The organism is Enterobacter asburiae, assembly GCF_008080435.1.
Classification (GTDB): Bacteria; Pseudomonadota; Gammaproteobacteria; order Enterobacterales; family Enterobacteriaceae; genus Enterobacter; species Enterobacter asburiae_C.
Window position 1 is genome coordinate 22884 of sequence record NZ_VRKN01000023.1, and the last position, 16712, is coordinate 39595.

14 protein-coding genes are annotated in these 16712 nt (G+C 60.6%); 9 read left to right on the plus strand and 5 right to left on the minus strand.

Annotated elements, in window-relative coordinates:
- The first annotated feature begins 7 nt into the window (after positions 1–7).
- Positions 8–5590 (plus strand): trifunctional serine/threonine-protein kinase/ATP-binding protein/sensor histidine kinase, encoded by a 5583-nt coding sequence (locus tag FU672_RS23075; protein WP_148244992.1) that lies wholly within the window; start codon positions 8–10, stop codon positions 5588–5590.
- A gap of 3 nt (positions 5591–5593) precedes the next feature.
- Here FU672_RS23075 and FU672_RS23080 read toward each other — a convergent pair whose 3' ends face one another.
- Together FU672_RS23080 and FU672_RS23085 are read right to left on the minus strand one after the other, a co-directional pair.
- On the minus strand, positions 5594–6211 hold the full coding sequence (locus tag FU672_RS23080) for a response regulator transcription factor (protein ID WP_148244993.1): 618 nt from the start codon (positions 6209–6211) through the stop codon (positions 5594–5596).
- 185 nt (positions 6212–6396) lie between these two features.
- Positions 6397–6783 carry a VOC family protein gene (locus tag FU672_RS23085; protein ID WP_148244994.1) on the minus strand — a complete coding sequence of 129 codons (387 nt, stop codon included), beginning with the start codon at positions 6781–6783 and terminating at the stop codon, positions 6397–6399.
- Between the two features lie 88 nt (positions 6784–6871).
- Between FU672_RS23085 and FU672_RS23090 the strand changes: the two genes are divergently transcribed.
- Positions 6872–7474, plus strand: coding sequence for an ATP-dependent Clp protease proteolytic subunit (locus tag FU672_RS23090; protein WP_148244995.1), 603 nt, complete (start codon positions 6872–6874; stop codon positions 7472–7474).
- A 135-nt stretch (positions 7475–7609) separates the two neighbouring features.
- The gene (locus tag FU672_RS23095; RefSeq protein WP_148244996.1) at positions 7610–8731 is read left to right on the plus strand and encodes a ribosomal protein uL16 3-hydroxylase; all 1122 of its coding nucleotides are present in this window, start codon (positions 7610–7612) and stop codon (positions 8729–8731) included.
- A gap of 87 nt (positions 8732–8818) precedes the next feature.
- Here FU672_RS23095 and FU672_RS23100 read toward each other — a convergent pair whose 3' ends face one another.
- Positions 8819–10234 carry an aminotransferase-like domain-containing protein gene (locus tag FU672_RS23100; protein ID WP_148244997.1) on the minus strand — a complete coding sequence of 472 codons (1416 nt, stop codon included), beginning with the start codon at positions 10232–10234 and terminating at the stop codon, positions 8819–8821.
- A 176-nt stretch (positions 10235–10410) separates the two neighbouring features.
- On the opposite strand from FU672_RS23100, the gene FU672_RS23105 reads away from it, so the two are divergent.
- Positions 10411–10572, plus strand: a complete 162-nt coding sequence (locus FU672_RS23105) for a DUF1127 domain-containing protein (RefSeq protein ID WP_013095422.1) — start codon at positions 10411–10413, stop codon at positions 10570–10572.
- A gap of 57 nt (positions 10573–10629) precedes the next feature.
- On the opposite strand, the gene pdxR is transcribed toward FU672_RS23105, so the two are convergent.
- Positions 10630–12018: a MocR-like pyridoxine biosynthesis transcription factor PdxR gene (gene pdxR, locus FU672_RS23110; protein ID WP_148244998.1), complete on the minus strand. Its 1389-nt coding sequence runs from the start codon at positions 12016–12018 to the stop codon at positions 10630–10632.
- 101 nt (positions 12019–12119) lie between these two features.
- Between pdxR and FU672_RS23115 the strand changes: the two genes are divergently transcribed.
- Positions 12120–12599: a carboxymuconolactone decarboxylase family protein gene (locus FU672_RS23115; protein WP_148244999.1), complete on the plus strand. Its 480-nt coding sequence runs from the start codon at positions 12120–12122 to the stop codon at positions 12597–12599.
- Here FU672_RS23115 and FU672_RS23120 read toward each other — a convergent pair.
- Positions 12586–13488, minus strand: a complete 903-nt coding sequence (locus FU672_RS23120; protein ID WP_148245000.1) for a LysR family transcriptional regulator — start codon at positions 13486–13488, stop codon at positions 12586–12588. The genes FU672_RS23115 and FU672_RS23120 overlap by 14 nt on opposite strands.
- A 100-nt stretch (positions 13489–13588) precedes the next feature.
- Between FU672_RS23120 and FU672_RS23125 the strand changes: the two genes are divergently transcribed.
- From FU672_RS23125 to FU672_RS23140, 4 genes are all read left to right on the plus strand, one after another.
- Positions 13589–15004, plus strand: a complete 1416-nt coding sequence (locus tag FU672_RS23125) for an aldehyde dehydrogenase family protein (RefSeq protein ID WP_148245001.1) — start codon at positions 13589–13591, stop codon at positions 15002–15004.
- Positions 15005–15157: 153 nt separating this feature from the next.
- The gene (locus FU672_RS23130; protein ID WP_148245002.1) at positions 15158–15481 is read left to right on the plus strand and encodes an antibiotic biosynthesis monooxygenase family protein; all 324 of its coding nucleotides are present in this window, start codon (positions 15158–15160) and stop codon (positions 15479–15481) included.
- Positions 15474–15869, plus strand: a complete 396-nt coding sequence (locus FU672_RS23135; RefSeq protein ID WP_148245003.1) for an amino acid-binding protein — start codon at positions 15474–15476, stop codon at positions 15867–15869. Before FU672_RS23130 ends, FU672_RS23135 begins: the two co-directional genes overlap by 8 nt.
- On the plus strand, positions 15844–16539 hold the full coding sequence (locus tag FU672_RS23140; RefSeq protein ID WP_148245004.1) for an ArsR/SmtB family transcription factor: 696 nt from the start codon (positions 15844–15846) through the stop codon (positions 16537–16539). Before FU672_RS23135 ends, FU672_RS23140 begins: the two co-directional genes overlap by 26 nt.
- The last annotated feature ends 173 nt before the right edge of the window (positions 16540–16712 follow it).

Here is a 16712-nt window from a genome sequence, read left to right on the forward strand (position 1 = left end):
ATCGCGGATGAACGAACACGAGCAGCCTGCATTCTGGCCCGCCCAGGGGAATCTTCATCAGGGGCGGGTTTTTGTCCTTAAAGAGGATGTGATTTTTACCGTGCTGGCGCAGGAGGGCGGAATCGCCTGGATGCACGCGCGCCATCCTCATTCCGGCGGCTCGTTCATTATCGCCACCGCGGTGAGCGACGAAGACGAAGAGCGGGCCACCCGGCTGCTTAAAAACGAGTTTGCGCTGCGCGATGTGCTGCAGGACAGCTGGGCCATCCGCGCCGTCGCCTCCACCCAGTACCGGGGGCGCTTCGCGCTGGTGTACGCTCCGTTTTCGTTTGAGCTGCTGGCGCGGCGCGCGGGCAGGGCGATCTCGGGCATCACGCGCTTTATCGAAATGGCGATCCAGATCTGCGTTCCCCTGCGCCAGATGCATCTGCAAAACCTGATCCACGGCGATATCAAGCCCGGCAATATTTTTGTTCATCACGATTCCACCTGCCGTCTGGGCAGCTTTGGTCTCTCCTGTAGCCTTTCTGATGCCTTCTCGCAGACCCGGCTTGCCGTTTCAGGCGGTACGCCTGCCTATATGTCGCCGGAGCACACCACCCGCACCCAGCGCCCCGTCGATGGCCGCAGCGATCTCTACAGCCTCGGCATGGTGCTGTATGAACTCCTGACCGGACGCCTGCCGTTTGAACTGGGGGAGGACGATCGGGCCAACTGGGCGCACTACCATATTGCCTCAGCGCCGCTGGCCCCGGACGCGATCCGCCCGGACGTGCCGGGGATGCTGTCGACCATCATCCTGAAGCTGCTGGAAAAGAACCCTGATAACCGCTACCAGACGGTCGACGGGCTGATTGCCGACCTCCGCCGCTGCCAGGCGACGCTGACCTGCGAGGGCGAGATCGTCGCCTTTACCCCCGGCCAGCAGGACCGTACCCCGGCAATCCATCTGGCGGATTCCCTGTTCGCGACGCATCCGCAGGCGAATGACGTCATTGCCGCGTTTGAGCGGGTGGGGCAGAACCTGGTACCGGAGCTGGTGACGATAGGCGGACCGTCGGGGATCGGCAAATCCTCGATCATCGCGACGGCGCTCAAAACGCTGCAGCAGCGTACGGTGCTGCTGGCGGTGGGCAAAGTCGATCAGTTTTCACCCTCGTTACCCTACGGCGTATTAAGCTCCGCGTTCCGCACCCTGACGCTGCACCTGCTGGGGCTGCCCGCAGACGATGTGGCGAAGTGGAAAATCCGCCTGTCTCGCGCCCTGGAAGGCCATGAGGCGCTGGCCGTCAGCCTGGTACCCGAGCTGGGCCTGCTGCTTGAAAGCAAACCGCGCTTCTCGGCGGATACGTTTTCCATTGATGCCCGGGCGCGCTTCAGCCATATGGTGCTGGCGCTGGTGAAAACCTTTGCCTCGCAGGGCTGCCCGCTGGTGCTGGTGCTTGACGATCTCCAGTGGAGCGATGCCGCCAGCCTGCAGACGCTCAAATATCTGCTGACGAACAGCGGGGCTGTTCCGCTGCTGGTGGTTGCGGCCCACCGGGATATCAGTTCTGTGTCCGACGCCGCCCTGCAGGCGCTGCTGGCAGGCCTGCCGGAGGCGGCGCAAAACGCGAGCGAGATTGTCCCGCAGGCGCTTTCCGTAAAAGCGGTGGCGCGCTGGCTGGCGACGGTATTTCGCACCCGCAGCGTGGCGACGACCGACCTCGCGACGCTGATCCACGAAAAGACCGGCGGCAACCCGCTCTTTGTGCACGAGTTTTTCCGCCGCATCGTTGATGACGGCCTGGTGGTGCACAACAAGTATCAGGACAAGTGGCACTACGATCTGCAGGCGATCCGCGCCAGGCATTACACCGAAAACGTCGTCACCCTGGTGCTGGAACAGCTTGAAGAGCTGCCCGACGAGACGCGCCGCCTGCTGGGCAGCCTCGCCTGTCTCGGCGGTACGGGCGAGATGGAGATGATCTGCCGCGTGGTCGACATGTCGATGGCGGAAATGCGCTATGCGCTGCACCCGGCGGTGATGGCCCAGCTCATCGTGCTGACGGAAAAAAAGTACGCCTTCACCCACGACAGGGTGCAGGAGGCCGCCTTTGCGCTGCTGGATCCTCATGAGAGAAGCCATATTCACCTGACGACCGCCAGCCTGCTGGCCGACGCCGCGCGTCAGGCGGCGGGGAACGAACTACTGTTCCGCGCCGTTCACCACGTTACGGCCGCGCTCGACAGCATTCAGCCCGCCCCGCAGCGCCAGATGTTCCGCGAGCTGAGCCTGCTGGCCGCGCGGCGCGCGAAGCGTTCGGGGGATTACCCTTCGGCGCTCAGCTATATCCAGACCGCCAGAGCGCTGGGCAACGCCGGGACGGTGTCAGACTTTATGCTTGATATCGAAGAGGCGGGCTGCGAGTTTGCGCTGGGCCATCTGGAGCGAACCCGTGAGCTGTGTGACGCCATTCTCGGCTGCCCCGGCGGGCTGACCGAAAAGGCGCTGGCGGCCAACCTGCTGGTGGAGGTGTACATTCGCCAGTCGGACAGCCGTCTGGCGCTGGAGGCGGCGCTCTGCTGGCTGGGGATTTTCGGCATCCAGATCGGCCGCTATCCGGAAGATGCCGACTGCGACGAGGCCTGGGCGCTGTTTTGCAACCGCGCGGGCAACGCGCCGCAAAACCTGTTTACCCAGCTCACGCGGATGGATAACCCGGAAACCGAAGCGGTGATGAATTTGCTCTACAGCGCCAGCATTTGCGCCAGCTTCATCTGCCCGCGCCTGCACTTTTTGCTGCTCTGCCGCATGATGCACCTGACCCTCGACCACGGCATTACCGGCGCCTCCACCACGGCGATGGCCTGGTTTGGCGTGCTGATGGGCCACCGCTACGCTGAGTATCGCCTCGGGTTCCAGTACGGCACGCTGGCCCGCGAGCTGGTCAATCGCCACGGTTACGACGCGTTCGAAGCCAAAACCCTGCTGCCGCTCGACCAGCTCAGCGTCTGGACCCAACCGCTGTCGTTCACCATCGAGTGCGCAAAAGCCTGCTTCACCGCTGCTGTCACCCACGGGGATATGACGGTGGCCTGCTATGCGGCCTGCCACCAGGTGATTAACTTCCTCTCACGGGGCGATCACCTGGACGGGGTGCTGACCAGCATCGATCGCGGCCTGGCGTTTGTGCGTAAAACCCACTTCCAGGACGTTGAAACCATTTTGATGGTTCAGCGCGCTTACGTTGAGTTTTTGCGCACGGCGGTGATCGGCACGTGGAGCGCGTCGCAGGTGCTGCCGGAGGCGCTGCTTCCTGCGTCACCGGAGCAGGCGCCGGAACAGACCTCGACCATGCTGTTCTGGTACTGGCTCTATCGCGGCATGGCGCACTTTACCTGTGGGGAGTATGCCGATGCGCAGGCGGACCTTGAGATGGCGGGCTGGTACGCGTGGTCTGCGCCGGGGCACATCCATCTGCTGGACTACCATCTTTACAGCGCCCTGGCGCTTTCCCGTCAATTGACGCCGGAGACCTTCTCGGCGAATCACCGTCGCAGTATTCACGCCCACTACGACAAAATCGCCCTCTGGGCGCGCATTAATCCGGGCACGTTTGCGGATAAAGAGGCGCTGATCTACGCCGAAATCGTGCGTCTGGACGGGATGAACAGCATTGCGCTTGAGCAGTATGAGAAAGCGGTCCGCCTCTCCCGCGAGGGCGGGTTTAACCCGATTAACGCCCTGGCCCACGAGCTGGCGGGACGCTTCGCGCTGGCCTGTGGCTACCCGACCGCCTCAGACGCGCACTTTCGCGGCTCGATTGCCGCCTGGGGCCGCGCCGGGGCGCAGGCCAAGGTGCGGCAGCTGGAGCAGGATTTCCCGCACCTGTTGGCCTCCGGGCAGGCCAGCGCCTACGACACGGTGGCGTTCGCCCAGAATGAGACGATCCGCGATCTGCAAAGCGTGATCAAAGCCTCCCGCGCGCTGTCGGAAGAGATTAATCTTGAGCGCTTAATCGAAAACCTGATGACGATCCTGCTCGAACGCGCCGGGGCGCAGCGCGGCCTGCTGCTTCGCGTGAGCGATAATCTCATTCCGGAGATCGAGGCCAGCGCCTGGACCAGCACCGAAGGTGTGCGGGTGCGGATCCTGAAAGACGTCCCGACGGCGACCGACCTGCCGCTGTCGGTGCTGGCGGCGGTGATCCGCACCGGGCAGGAGATCCGCACCGGCAGGCCGGAGGAGTTCCATCCCTTCAGTCAGGACCCCTATCTGGTGACCTCGGGGGCGGCGGTCATGTGCGTCCCGATGTTCAAACAGGCGCGGCTGGTGGGGGTGCTCTACCTGGAAAACCGCCTGATGCCGGAGGTCTTCACCGCCGAGCACTCGCGCGTGGTGAGCCTGCTGGGCGCGCAGGCCGCGGTCTCCCTGGAGACGGCGCGGTTGTACGCCGAGCTGCTGGCGGAGAACATCCAGCGCCGACGGGTGGAGAAAGAGCTGCGATCCAGCCAGACCTCGCTGATGCTGGGCGAGCAGATCAGCCACACCGGCAGCTGGCGCTGGGAGCTGGAGCAGGATCTGATGTTTGTCTCGGAAGAGTACGCCCGCATTCTCGGCCTGCCCGAACAGCAAAAGATGATCTCCATGGCAGAGTTTTTGACCTTCGTCCATGAGGACGATTATGCCCGCATCAGCGCCATCGTCACCCGGAGCGTGCGCGACGGGCTCTCCATGCGGGCGGAGTTTCGGGTTAAGCGTACCGACGGCTCAACGCGCTACCTCCTCGGGATTGGCGATCCGGTGGGCGTAGGCAGTGAGGTGAACGAGTATTACGGCATCATCACCGATATCACCAGCCAGCGTGCCGCAGAGGATGCCATGCGGGTGGCCCAGGCGGATCTGGCACGGGTTTCCCGGGCCACCACCGTCGGGCAACTTACCTCCTCCATCGCTCACGAGATCAACCAGCCGCTGATGTCGATCGTCTCTAACGCCGGGGCGAGCCTGCGCTGGCTCAACCGCGAGCCCGCCCGGCTGGATAAAGTGCGGGAAGGGCTGGAGGAGATCGCCGAGGAAGGCGCGCGGGCGGGGGAGATCATTCGCAGCATCCAGTCCCTGACGCGCAAGCAGGATCCCACATTCTCGCGCATCGACATGCACTACCTGATCCACCATATCATCACGCTTTCGCGCAGCGAGCTGGAGCAGAGACACATTAGCGTTGATTATCTGTTAAAGGCGCAGGACAGCTTTATCACCGGCGATAGCGTGCAGATCCAGCAGGTGCTGCTCAATCTGGTGATGAATGCGGTAGAGGCGATGGCCGAGGTGAAGGATCGCACCAGCACCATTACCCTCAGCACCGCCAACGCGGACGGGAAAGTGATCGTCGAGATCGCCGATACCGGCAGCGGCATTGAGCCCGAGCAGCTGGAGCAGATTTTTGACTCGTTCTATTCCACCAAACCTCAGGGGATGGGAATGGGCTTGACCATCAGCGCCAGCATTATTGAGCGCCACTGCGGGAAGCTGGGCGCGCGCCGCCGGGAGCCGCACGGCACGGTGTTTGCCTTTGCATTGCCGCTTGCCGCGCAGGAAGGGTAAACGTTAATCCGCAGGCTGGCTATTGGTCAGGCGCTCAACGGCCCTGACCAGCTCCGCCACGGAGCGCACCTGCATTTTCTCCATCACGCGGCGACGGTGCACCTTAACCGTGATTTCGCTGACCCCAAGCTCGGCGGCAATCTGCTTGTTCAGCATGCCGCTTATCGCCAGCGTGAGCACCTCGTGTTCGCGCGGGGTGAGGGACAGATGGCGCTGCTTCAGGGCGTAGTGCTCTTTATTGCGTACGGCGTTGTGTTCCGCCAGCTGAAGCGCGGACTCGATGGCGTCGATAAGCGCGGTGGATTCGACGGGCTTGGTGAGAAATTCGTACGCGCCGCCTTTAATGGCGCGCACCGACATCGGGATAGTGCCGTGGCCGGTGAGAAAAATAATCGGGATCTCGCGCCCGCTGTCTTTAAGGGCGTCAGCCACCTCAAAGCCCGAGATGGCGGGCATTTGCATATCGAGGACCACGCACGACGGTAGCTCTTCAAAGCGGTGCTGAAGAAACGCCTCTGCCGATGAAAAGCCGACGGCGCTTAAGTCTGCCGATTCCAGCAGCCCGATCACGGACTGCCTGACTGCGTCATCGTCATCAACCACATACACAATGTGTTCCATTCACCGCCCCGGTGCTGATTTACATGTCGAGGATGTAAACAATCCCGACGGTTACGTAAGAGACTGTTTATGCTGACTTTCATCTTAACACATTAACTATCATTATCATTTCACAATATGATAACCGTATGAAGATGAAGTATAGCGATCCGTGACCGGGGCGGTTAAGGAACGAAACACTGATTTTATGCACCAACAAGCTCAATGCGGTTGCCGTCCGGATCCGCGATCACCGCTTCATAGAAGCCGTCCCCGGTCATGCGCGGGGCGCTGAGCAGCGTGCCGTTTGCCTGTGCCCGCTCGGCCATGGTGTCGACCTGTGCTTTGCTGCCGACGTTGATGGCGATATGCGCCCAGCCGATAAACTCCGGGTGGGCAGGGGCGTCGGGCAGATCCGGCAGCGTCATCAGCTCGATGGTCGGTCCGTTATCGAGCGTAATAAAGTGTGATTCGAAACCGGGACGATTTTTACTGAGATAGCGTTCGTTACTGCGTCCATTAAAAACCGTTTCCCAGAACTGAACCTGGGCGTCCAGGCTGCGGGTCCAGAGTGCGACATGGGCAATATTCATAAGATCCCTCGTTATTTGTCTGTGAGGACTTTCACCGGTAAAACAGGCTACACTCTGGTTTTGAGCGCGACAAGCTGAGGAAATAACAATGCACTACACACTGAAAGAAAGCGACAAGGATAAACCGGAAGGGTCAAGCGGCGCGGGCGCTCTGCAGCAAAAACTGCTGGAATCCCGTTCGATTGTGATCTCGGGTGAGATTAACCAGGAGCTGGCGCAGAAAGTGATCACCCAGATGATCCTGCTGCAAAGCGTGAGCAACGATCCGATCAAGCTGTACATCAACAGCCAGGGCGGCCACGTGGAAGCGGGTGATACCATCCACGACTTCATCAAGTTCATCCGTCCGGAAGTGCACGTCATCGGCACCGGCTGGGTGGCGAGCGCCGGGATCACCATCTTCCTGGCGGCGAAAAAAGAGCACCGCTACTCGCTGCCAAATACCCGCTTTATGATCCACCAGCCGCTGGGCGGCGTGCGCGGTCAGGCGACGGATATTGAGATCGAAGCGCGCGAGATCATCCGCATGCTGGATCGCGTGAACAAGCTGATTGCTGACGCCACCGGCCAGCCGCTGGAAAAAGTGAAAAAAGATACTGACCGCAACTTCTGGATGTCTCCGGCAGAAGCGCTTGATTACGGCATCGTGGGTAAACTGATTACCCATTATGACGAGCTGAAGCTGGATTAAGATTTAACGCTGTGTTTGTGTCGGGTGGCGGCTACGCCTAACCCGACCTACACGCCCTCGTTTGACCCATGACAAGTTCCCCCTCTGCTTTCTTACCTATAATCGCGCCTGTTTCCCCTCTCACTGGTGCTACTCATGGCGTATCAACTGAACCTGAACTGGCCGGAATTTCTTGAGAAATACTGGCAAAAACAACCCGTAGTACTGAAAAATGCCTTCCCGAATTTTGTCGATCCGATTACTCCGGACGAGCTGGCAGGGCTGGCGATGGAGCCGGAAGTCGATAGCCGTCTGGTGAGCCATTTCAACGGCAAATGGCAGGCCAGCAATGGTCCGTTTGAGCACTTTGACGATCTGGGCGAAACCGGCTGGTCGCTGCTGGCGCAGGCGGTGAACCACTGGCATATGCCCGCCGCGGAGCTGGTGCGTCCGTTCCGCGTCCTGCCTGACTGGCGTCTGGATGATCTGATGATCTCCTTCTCCGTGCCGGGCGGCGGTGTGGGTCCGCATATCGATCAGTACGACGTGTTTATCATTCAGGGGATGGGCAGCCGCCGCTGGCGCGTGGGCGACAAGCTGCCGATGCGTCAGTTCTGCCCGCATCCGGCGCTGCTGCATGTCGATCCGTTCGAGCCGATTATCGACGAAGATCTGGCGCCGGGCGATATCCTCTACATCCCGCCTGGATTCCCGCACGACGGCTTTACCCATGAGACCGCGCTCAACTACTCCGTGGGTTTCCGTGGGCCGAACGGTCGCGATCTGATCAGCAGCTTCGCCGATTACGCGCTGGAAAACGATCTTGGCGGCGAGCACTACAGCGATCCGGATCTGACCTGTCGCGAACATCCTGGCCGCGTGGAGCAGTACGAGCTCGATCGTATTCGTCAGATGATGATCGACATGATTAGCAAGCCAGATGATTTCACAAAATGGTTCGGCAGCTTTGTCTCCACGCCGCGCCACGAGCTGGATATCGCCGCCGCCGAGCCGCCGTATTCGCCTGAAGAAGTGCTTGATGCGCTGCAGGGCGGCGAAACGCTGTCTCGCCTGAGTGGTCTGCGCGTGCTGAATATTGGTGGCAGCTTCTTCATCAACAGCGAACAGCTGGAAACGGTAGACGCGAAGGCCGCGGATGCGCTGTGCCGCCTCGCCGAACTCGGCCAGGCCGAGCTGGGCGAGGCGTTGAATAATCCAGCGTTTATTGAAGAACTCACCGGGCTGATTAACCAGGGATACTGGTACTTCGACGAGTAGTGCGACCTGTTGCCCGGTGGCGCTGCGCTTACCGGGCCTACGGGATCGCGTAGGCCGGGTAAGGCGAAGCCGCCACCCGGCAAAAAACTACTCCTCCATCGCGATCACAATCGCTTCTCCCATCTTCCTCAACGCCTCGCGATTTTTATCCGTCGGCGGCAGCGCCACGTTGATCCGCAGGCAGTTGCGGTACTTCCCGGAGGCGGAAAACAGCGACCCGGCCGCGGCCTGGATTTTAAGCCGGCACAGCTGCTTGCTGACGCACACCATGTCCACCTTCTCCGGCAGCTCAATCCACAGCAGGAAGCTTCCCTGCGGGCGCGTGACGCAAATCTCTGCCGGAAAATACTGCCGCACCCAGCAGGTGTAGGTTTCCATATTCTGCTGATAAATCTGACGCATACGGCGCACGTGGCGATGGTAATGACCGTCGCGAATAAACGCCGCCACCGCCATCTGCGTGCCCGGCACGTTAAACCCGCCCGCGGCGTATTTCATGTGCATCACCCGGTCGTAATAGCGCCCCGGCACAATCCAGCCGACGCGCAGACCCGGTGCCACGGTTTTGGTAAACGAGCTGCAGAGGATCACGCGGCCGTCGATATCCATTGAGTGAATGGTGCGCGGGCGCGGGTACTCCGCCGCCAGCTCGCCATAAATGTCATCTTCCACGATCACGATATCGTGCCGTTGGGCGAGGGCTAAGACCTGCTTTTTCCGCACTTCCGGCATGATAAACCCGAGCGGGTTATTGCAGTTGGGCACCAGGATCACCGCTTTAATCGGCCACTGCTCCAGCGCCAGCTCTAACGCCTCAATGCTGATCCCGGTTTCAGGATCGGTGGGGATTTCAATCGCCTTGATGTCAAACCCGCGCAGCATCTGCATGGTGCCGTGAAACGACGGTGACTCCACCGCCACGATATCCCCCGGCTTGCACACTGACAGTAGGGCTATCGACAGCGCGCCGTGGCAGCCGTTGGTGATGACAATCTCGTTCGCCGCGACGGTTGAGCCGCCGTCGAGCATCAGACGGGCGATCTGCTCGCGCAGCTCCAGGCGGCCGTCGAGCACGTCATAGCTCAGCATCTCGGCAGGGTTATGCTGCGCGATGCGGCTCATCTCGCGCCACAGGGGCTTCAGGCTTGGCTGGTTAATGTCCGGCGAGCCGCCGCCAAACGAAATCATCTCTTTGTCGGCGCGGGCGTCCAGCAGCATCATCACCTCATCCCACTGGGTAACGTCCACGGGGCGCTGCACCGGGCGCGTCATGGCCGGAACCGGCGGCTGGGCTTTGCGCTGCGAAACAAAATAGCCGGAACGCGGCTGGGGGGTGATCAGCTGGAGGTTTTCGAGGATCTGATAGGCCTGCTGTATGGTGCTGATACTCACGCCGTGCTCCTGGCTCAGCGCGCGTACCGACGGTAGACGTTCACCGCTGCGATACAGCCCTTGTTCAATGCGTTCTGCCAGAAGGTTGGCCAGATGTTGATAGCGCGTCATGCTGTATCCTTTGTTTTCACCATACAGATTGTAAAACCAGTACAGATTGCCGTAAAAATTGGCATGCAGATACTGTTTTAGCGGATCTGTATGTTAAACAAAAGGTGTTTTTGCATCTGTATTGTACAGGCCGATTTCCAGGATGATATTCCCACTGGCACCGTGAGGAGAGCACCATGGAATTCTATGAGAATCGTTCAAAACGTCCGTTTATTGTGTTTGTCTGGATCGGCAAAACGATCTGCAACTGGTATCGCATCAACCGTACCCGCCGCATCCTGAGCCAGATGAGCGACGAGCAGCTCAAGGACGTTGGGTTGTCGCGGTATGATGTGTGAGCGGCAATGCACCGCGGAACGTAGGCCGGGTAAGGCGTAGCCGCCACCCGGCGATTTTCAGCTCAACAGTTCAAGCGTCTGCCATTTCGGCCTTTCCAGCAGTTCAACCGCCTCCTGATACGACCGCACGTTGTTATAGCCCATCACCAGCCCGTAGCGTTTGCCCGACCCGCGATACCACTCCGAAAGCGCATTCACCTGCAGCTGCTGTTCCTGCCAGCAGCGGGCGATCTCCCGGTCACAGCTCCCTTTCGCCAGAAACGCCACGATATGCATTCCGCCGTCGTTTTGCTCGGTGAAAAACAGATCGCCATACACCTCGCGCAGGGCGGCAATCATCCAGTCGCGGCGGGTCTGATACAGCGCGCGCATCTTCTTAAGATGGCGGAAAAAATGCCCTTCGTTGAGAAACGCGGTGAGTATCTTTTGCGTCAGCACCGGCTGGCCGCTGGCGGTGATGTCCGCGCAGTCGGTAAAAGCTCCGACGGTGCTGGCGGGCATCACCACGTAACCCATGCGCAGCGAGGGCATGATGGTTTTGCTGAAGGTGCCCATAAAGATCACCCGGTCGTGCTGGTCGAGGCTTTTCAGCGACGGCAGCACCTTGCGGGTGTAGTGAAATTCTCCGTCGTAATCGTCTTCGATGATCCACGCCTCGTTCTGGCTGGCCCAGTCGAGCAGCTGCTGTTTACGCGGCAGTGAGAGGGTGACCGCCAGCGGGCTCTGGTGCGACGGGGTGACGATGGCAAAACGGGCGTCGCGATGGTGGCGGAGCAGGTAGTCCGTGTCGATACCGCAGCGATCGACCGGCACCGTGTGCAGGCGCGGCACGATCCGCATGAGCAGCTGCTGGCCCATAAAGTAGCCCGGATCTTCAAACAACACCTTGTCGCTGCGGCTGGCAAGGGTGTCGAGGATCAGACGCAGGCTGCCGCTGTAGCCGCTGGTGATCAGCACCTGCTCGGCGGTGCAGGACAACCCGCGTGAAATATTGAGGTAGCTGGCGATGGCCTGGCGCAGCGGATACCAGCCCAGAACGGGCGGGTTGAGCATCTCCTCCTGGCGCATGGCGCGCGTCGCCTGGCCCGCCAGCAGCAGCCATTTTTTATACGGAAAGCTGTCGAGGGCGGGGATGCCGGGGCGCAGAAACCCCGCCCGCTCGCGCTGGCTGATAAGCGATGCCGGAAGCGTGCCGGTGGGCTGTTCCGCTGGGGCATTCTTATCCGGCAACAGTAGATCCGGGTTTACCCGCGTGCCGCGCGCGCCCTGGCTCACCAGATACCCTTCGCCCGTCAGAATGGCATACGCCGTTTCGACGGTTTTACGCGCCACCTTCAGCTCTTCCGCCAGCACGCGGATGGCGGGCACCTTATCGCCCGGCTTCAGCACGCCGCGCGTGATGTTGTCGCGATAGCGGGAATAAATCTCGTGATAGCCCGGCTTCATGTCCTACCTCGTTTCACGCTTTTTGTATCTTTTTACTATGTCATGAACGGCGTAGATTTGCCTTATCGCATGACACATGCCGCACAAAAAGAGGAAAGACAATGAGCACTCGCGTCAACCACCATAAAGTCACACCTGCCCTCGCTAACGCGCTGTCTGCCCTGAGCATGGAGGTGGCAAAAACCTCTATCGACCCGGCGCTGAAGCATCTGATCGACATTCGCGTTTCACAGCTGAACGGCTGTACCTTCTGCCTGGATATGCACTCGAAAGAGGCCAAAATTGCCGGCGAGCGCGAGCTGCGCCTGTACCATCTGGCGGCCTGGCGCGAGTCCCCGCTGTTCAGCGCCCGAGAGAAAGCCGCGCTGGCCTTCACCGAAGCGCTGACCCAGATTGGCGTTCACGGGGTGAGCGATGCGCTGTACCGCAGCGTGGCGGAGTACTTCTCGGACGTGGAGATTTCAGAGCTGAACTTCGCCATCGTGGCGATCAACGCCTGGAACCGTCTGGGGATCACGTCCCGCATGGCGCCGGGTTCGCTGGATGCGGCTTACGGGCTGAATAAGGCTAACCTGGAATAATCCCCCGCTCGCGGATCATCGCCACCAGCGCCCGCAGTCCCGGCGGGACGTGGCGATGGCCAGGGTAATACAGGCGCAGCCCTGCAAACGGCTGCGTCCAGTCGTTTAATACGCTCATCAGCTCCCCGCTTTTTAGTTCGTCCTGAATATAGAGTTCCGGTAAAAACCCAACCCCTAATCCCGCTTTCACGGCCCGGATCGAAGCGAACAGATCGGACGTCGCAAAGCGCGGCGGCACGGCCAGAGCATATTCCTCCCCGCGACGCGCCAGTTCCCAGCGGTAGATCCCCCCGTGCGCCATACGCATGCCGATCCCCTGATGTTGCAGGAGATCGTCCGGCGTTTGCGGAGTGCCGTGACGCGCAAAATACTCCGGTGTGGCGGTAACAAGCTGGCGGATCTGTCCAGTCAGCGGCACGGCGATCATGTCCTGCGGTACGGACTCTTCGAGGCGGATCCCAGCGTCATAACCTTCGGCGACGATGTCGATCGTCCTTGCTTCGCTCACCGTTTCCACGCGCATCTTCGGATAGCGGATCATAAAGTCGATCAGCAGCTGATCCAGAAACAGGGTGCCGATATGGTTCGGCACGTTCAGACGCAGCGTGCCGGCAGGTTCTCCGGTGTCGCTGTGGATCTCCTCGCTGGCCTGACGGATTTCCTGCAGTGCTGGACCAATGCGCGCCACGTAGCGCTGTCCGGCGTCGGTGAGTGCCACGCTGCTGGTGGTGCGGTTAAAGAGGCGCGTCTCAAGGCGGCTCTCCAGCCCGGCGATGGCATTACTCACCGCCGTGGCGGACATGCCCAGCTCCTGCGCCGCAGCGCGAAAGCTGCCGCGCCGCACGACGGCCATCACCACTTCCAGCTCTGTCAGACCTGAACGATGCATAGATTATCCTGAAAATCGAAATAACCCTTGCAGCATAGCGTGGATTATCGCAACGGAGAAGCCGTGCCAGACTGTGCTCACAAACCCTGAGGAGGTTGATATGCACACGATCGAACAGATTTTTATTAACGGCGAATTCGTCACCCCGCACGGCACCGAACGTTTTGATTTGTACAACCCGGCGACGGCGCAGGTCATCGGCCAGGTGCGCCTGGCGGATGAGGTGGATGCTGAGCGCGCCATTGCGGCGGCAAAATCGGCGTTTCCGGCGTGGTCGCAGACCACAAAGCAGGAACGTATCGCAGCGCTAAAACGTATGCATGCCGCCGTGGCCGCTCGCCACGACGATCTGCTTGAAGCGGTCATTGAAGAGTACGGCGCGCCCGCCTCGCGCTCGGCGTGGATGGCCAGCTATCCGGCGGAGGTGATTGCTCAGGCCATTGAGGCGCTGGAGGAGTTTGCATTCGTCACCCCCGCAGGTGCGGCAACGGTGCAGATGACGCCGCTTGGCGTGGCGGGGCTGATTACACCGTGGAACAGCGACGCCGGGTTTATCTGCGGCAAGCTGGCGACTGCGCTGGCGGCGGGCTGTACGGCAGTCATCAAGCCGAGCGAAATGAGCGCCCTGCAAACGCAGATTGTCACCGAAGCGCTGCGTGATGCCGCGCTGCCGCCGGGCGTGTTTAACATCGTCACCGGACGCGGCGAGACGGTAGGTGAGACCATCAGCCGCCATCCGGACGTGGCAAAAACCTCGTTTACCGGCTCCACGAATACCGGCAAGGCGATCCTGCGCAACGCGGCGGAGAGCTTTAAGCGCGTGACCCTGGAGTTAGGCGGTAAATCGCCGACGATCCTGCTGGATGATGTGGATCTGGCACAGGCGATCCCGCTTGTGATTCAGGCCGGGTTTATGAACAGCGGGCAGGCCTGTGTAGCAGGAACGCGTATCCTGGTGCCCCAGTCGCGAAAAGCGGAAATCGAAACCGCGCTGGCGCAGGCCGTGGCGGAGGTGAAATCCGGCGACCCGCGCGACCCTGCAACGGACGTCGGCCCGATGGTCAGTGAAAAACAGTGGCAGCGGGTGCAGGGCTATATCCGTAAAGGCCTCGAAGAGGGCGCACGCCTGCTGGCGGGAGGTGAGGGACGACCTGCTGGCACGCAGAACGGCTGGTTTGTGCGTCCGACGCTGTTTGCTGACGTGAATAACCAGATGGTGATTGCCAGGGAGGAGATTTTCGGCCCGGTGCTGTGCGTGATCCCTTATCGTGATGAGGCAGACGCTGTCGCCATCGCCAACGATACCGAGTACGGCCTGAGCGCGATGGTGCTGGGCGGCAATATTGAACGAGCACGCCGTGTGGCGCAGCAGATTGTCTCCGGTCGCGTGCTGGTGAATACGCTTGCCCATGAACCGAAAGCGCCGTTCGGCGGGTTTAAGCACTCCGGCGTGGGGCGCGAGATGGGCGAGTGGGGGATTCGGGCGTTTATGGAGCCGAAGTCGATCCTGAGCTAAAACCTGCCCGGTGGCGCTGCGCTTACCGGGCCTACGGGTTCATGTAGGCCGGATAAGCGCAGCACCATCCGGCAAAAACACTTCGCCAGTCACCGAAGCATGACGTGAATTTTCTCTGCATTCTCTCCCCAACATCACAACGGAGAGATACCCATGATCGCAGTCCTTTTCGAAGCCAAAGCGGATCCCGCTCATCAGGCGCGCTACCTGCAGCTCGCCGCAGAACTTAAACCTTTGCTGGCCGATATTGACGGCTTTATTGATATCGAACGGTTCCAGAGCCTGACGACCAACGGCAAAATTCTCTCCCTTTCCTGGTGGCGGGATGAAGAGGCCGTCCGTAGCTGGAAACAGAACGTGTTTCATCAGGCGGCGCAGGCCGAAGGGAGAGCGTCGATTTTTGCGTACTATCGCATCCGTGTGGCAGAGGTGATTCGGGAATATTCTTCCGAAACCGGAGGGCACGCCGATGTATGACGTGCATGTGGTTTTCAAAAACACGCCCGGTGAGCTGGCCCGATTTGGACAACTTTTGGGGCGCAACGGCGTAGGGCTGGAAGGCGGTGGCGTATTTGGTACGGATGCCCATTTCCTGGTGGAAGAGGGCGAAAAAGCCCGCCATGTGCTGCTGGAAGCCGGGTTTGATGTGCGGTCGGTTCGTAAGCCTGTTATCAGAAAACTCAAGCAGGCGCGACCCGGTGAGCTGGGGGAGATTGCGGCAGCATTAGCCGCGCAGGGCGTATCTATTCTCACGCAGTACAGCGACCATGCGAATCACCTTATTCTGCTGACGGATAATGATAAGCTGGCTGCAGTGATTACCGAACCCTGGGCGACGAATGTTAAAGACGAGTTTACCTGCTGATAATCGTGCGGCGCTGGAGCAGGCTATTGCGGCGGTGGCGGCTGCCATGGCCGATCCGTCGCGCGTGAAAATGCTCTGTGCGCTGATGGACGGGCGGGCGTGGACGGCCACCGAACTGAGCGCGGCGGCAGATGTTGCGCCGTCGACCGCCAGCGGGCATCTCGCCCGACTGGTGGAAGGGAAGCTGATCGTCTGTCTGTCGCAGGGGCGGCATCGTTATTATCGCCTTGCGGGCCATGACGTAGCGGCGCTGGTCGAGCAGATGATGGGACTCTCCTGGAGCCGCATCACCCCGCCGGAAACCACTGCGCCGAAAGCCATGCGCGAAGCGCGGACCTGCTACGACCATCTCGCGGGCTCGGTGGCGGTGCAGATCTATGATTTCATGCAGGCAGAAGGCTGGCTGGAGGCAGACGGTTCAGCGCTGACCCTGTGTGGCCGGGAACAGTTCCTGAAACTCGGCGTTCCGTTAAGTGTTCATCCGCGTCGCAAGGCTTGCTGTGCCTGCCTGGACTGGAGCGAGCGGCGGTTTCATCTCGGGGGAGAAGCCGGCGCGGCGCTGCTTATTTATCTGGAAAGTAAAGGGTGGATCCAGCGGGTGGCGGGGTACAGGGAGGTGGTGGTGACGGCTTCGGGGAAAAGTGCCGTCAGGAAGCATTTTAGCCGCTAAACTCCGCTGCGGGCTGATGCCCTCACTCCAACCCTCTCCCGCGGGGCTGAGGAATCCCCAGTAATTTTTTTACCTGAAGTGATGAACGTTGCATCAGTAAAATTAATGACTTACAGCGATGCCCTGGTCCGGCTGTAAATCGCCGAAGCGTTTCCGCAAGGCCGGGGCGAGGC

Excerpts from the sequence above, each read along its gene's own strand:
- FU672_RS23075 (WP_148244992.1), top strand. The coding sequence starts at position 8 with ATGAACGAACACGAGCAGCCTGCATTCTGGCCCGCCCAGGGGAATCTT.
- FU672_RS23080 (WP_148244993.1), bottom strand. The coding sequence starts at position 6,211 with ATGGAACACATTGTGTATGTGGTTGATGACGATGACGCAGTCAGGCAG.
- FU672_RS23085 (WP_148244994.1), bottom strand. The coding sequence starts at position 6,783 with ATGAATATTGCCCATGTCGCACTCTGGACCCGCAGCCTGGACGCCCAG.
- FU672_RS23090 (WP_148244995.1), top strand. The coding sequence starts at position 6,872 with ATGCACTACACACTGAAAGAAAGCGACAAGGATAAACCGGAAGGGTCA.
- FU672_RS23095 (WP_148244996.1), top strand. The coding sequence starts at position 7,610 with ATGGCGTATCAACTGAACCTGAACTGGCCGGAATTTCTTGAGAAATAC.
- FU672_RS23100 (WP_148244997.1), bottom strand. The coding sequence starts at position 10,234 with ATGACGCGCTATCAACATCTGGCCAACCTTCTGGCAGAACGCATTGAA.
- FU672_RS23105 (WP_013095422.1), top strand. The coding sequence starts at position 10,411 with ATGGAATTCTATGAGAATCGTTCAAAACGTCCGTTTATTGTGTTTGTC.
- pdxR (WP_148244998.1), bottom strand. The coding sequence starts at position 12,018 with ATGAAGCCGGGCTATCACGAGATTTATTCCCGCTATCGCGACAACATC.
- FU672_RS23115 (WP_148244999.1), top strand. The coding sequence starts at position 12,120 with ATGAGCACTCGCGTCAACCACCATAAAGTCACACCTGCCCTCGCTAAC.
- FU672_RS23120 (WP_148245000.1), bottom strand. The coding sequence starts at position 13,488 with ATGCATCGTTCAGGTCTGACAGAGCTGGAAGTGGTGATGGCCGTCGTG.
- FU672_RS23125 (WP_148245001.1), top strand. The coding sequence starts at position 13,589 with ATGCACACGATCGAACAGATTTTTATTAACGGCGAATTCGTCACCCCG.
- FU672_RS23130 (WP_148245002.1), top strand. The coding sequence starts at position 15,158 with ATGATCGCAGTCCTTTTCGAAGCCAAAGCGGATCCCGCTCATCAGGCG.
- FU672_RS23135 (WP_148245003.1), top strand. The coding sequence starts at position 15,474 with ATGTATGACGTGCATGTGGTTTTCAAAAACACGCCCGGTGAGCTGGCC.
- FU672_RS23140 (WP_148245004.1), top strand. The coding sequence starts at position 15,844 with ATGTTAAAGACGAGTTTACCTGCTGATAATCGTGCGGCGCTGGAGCAG.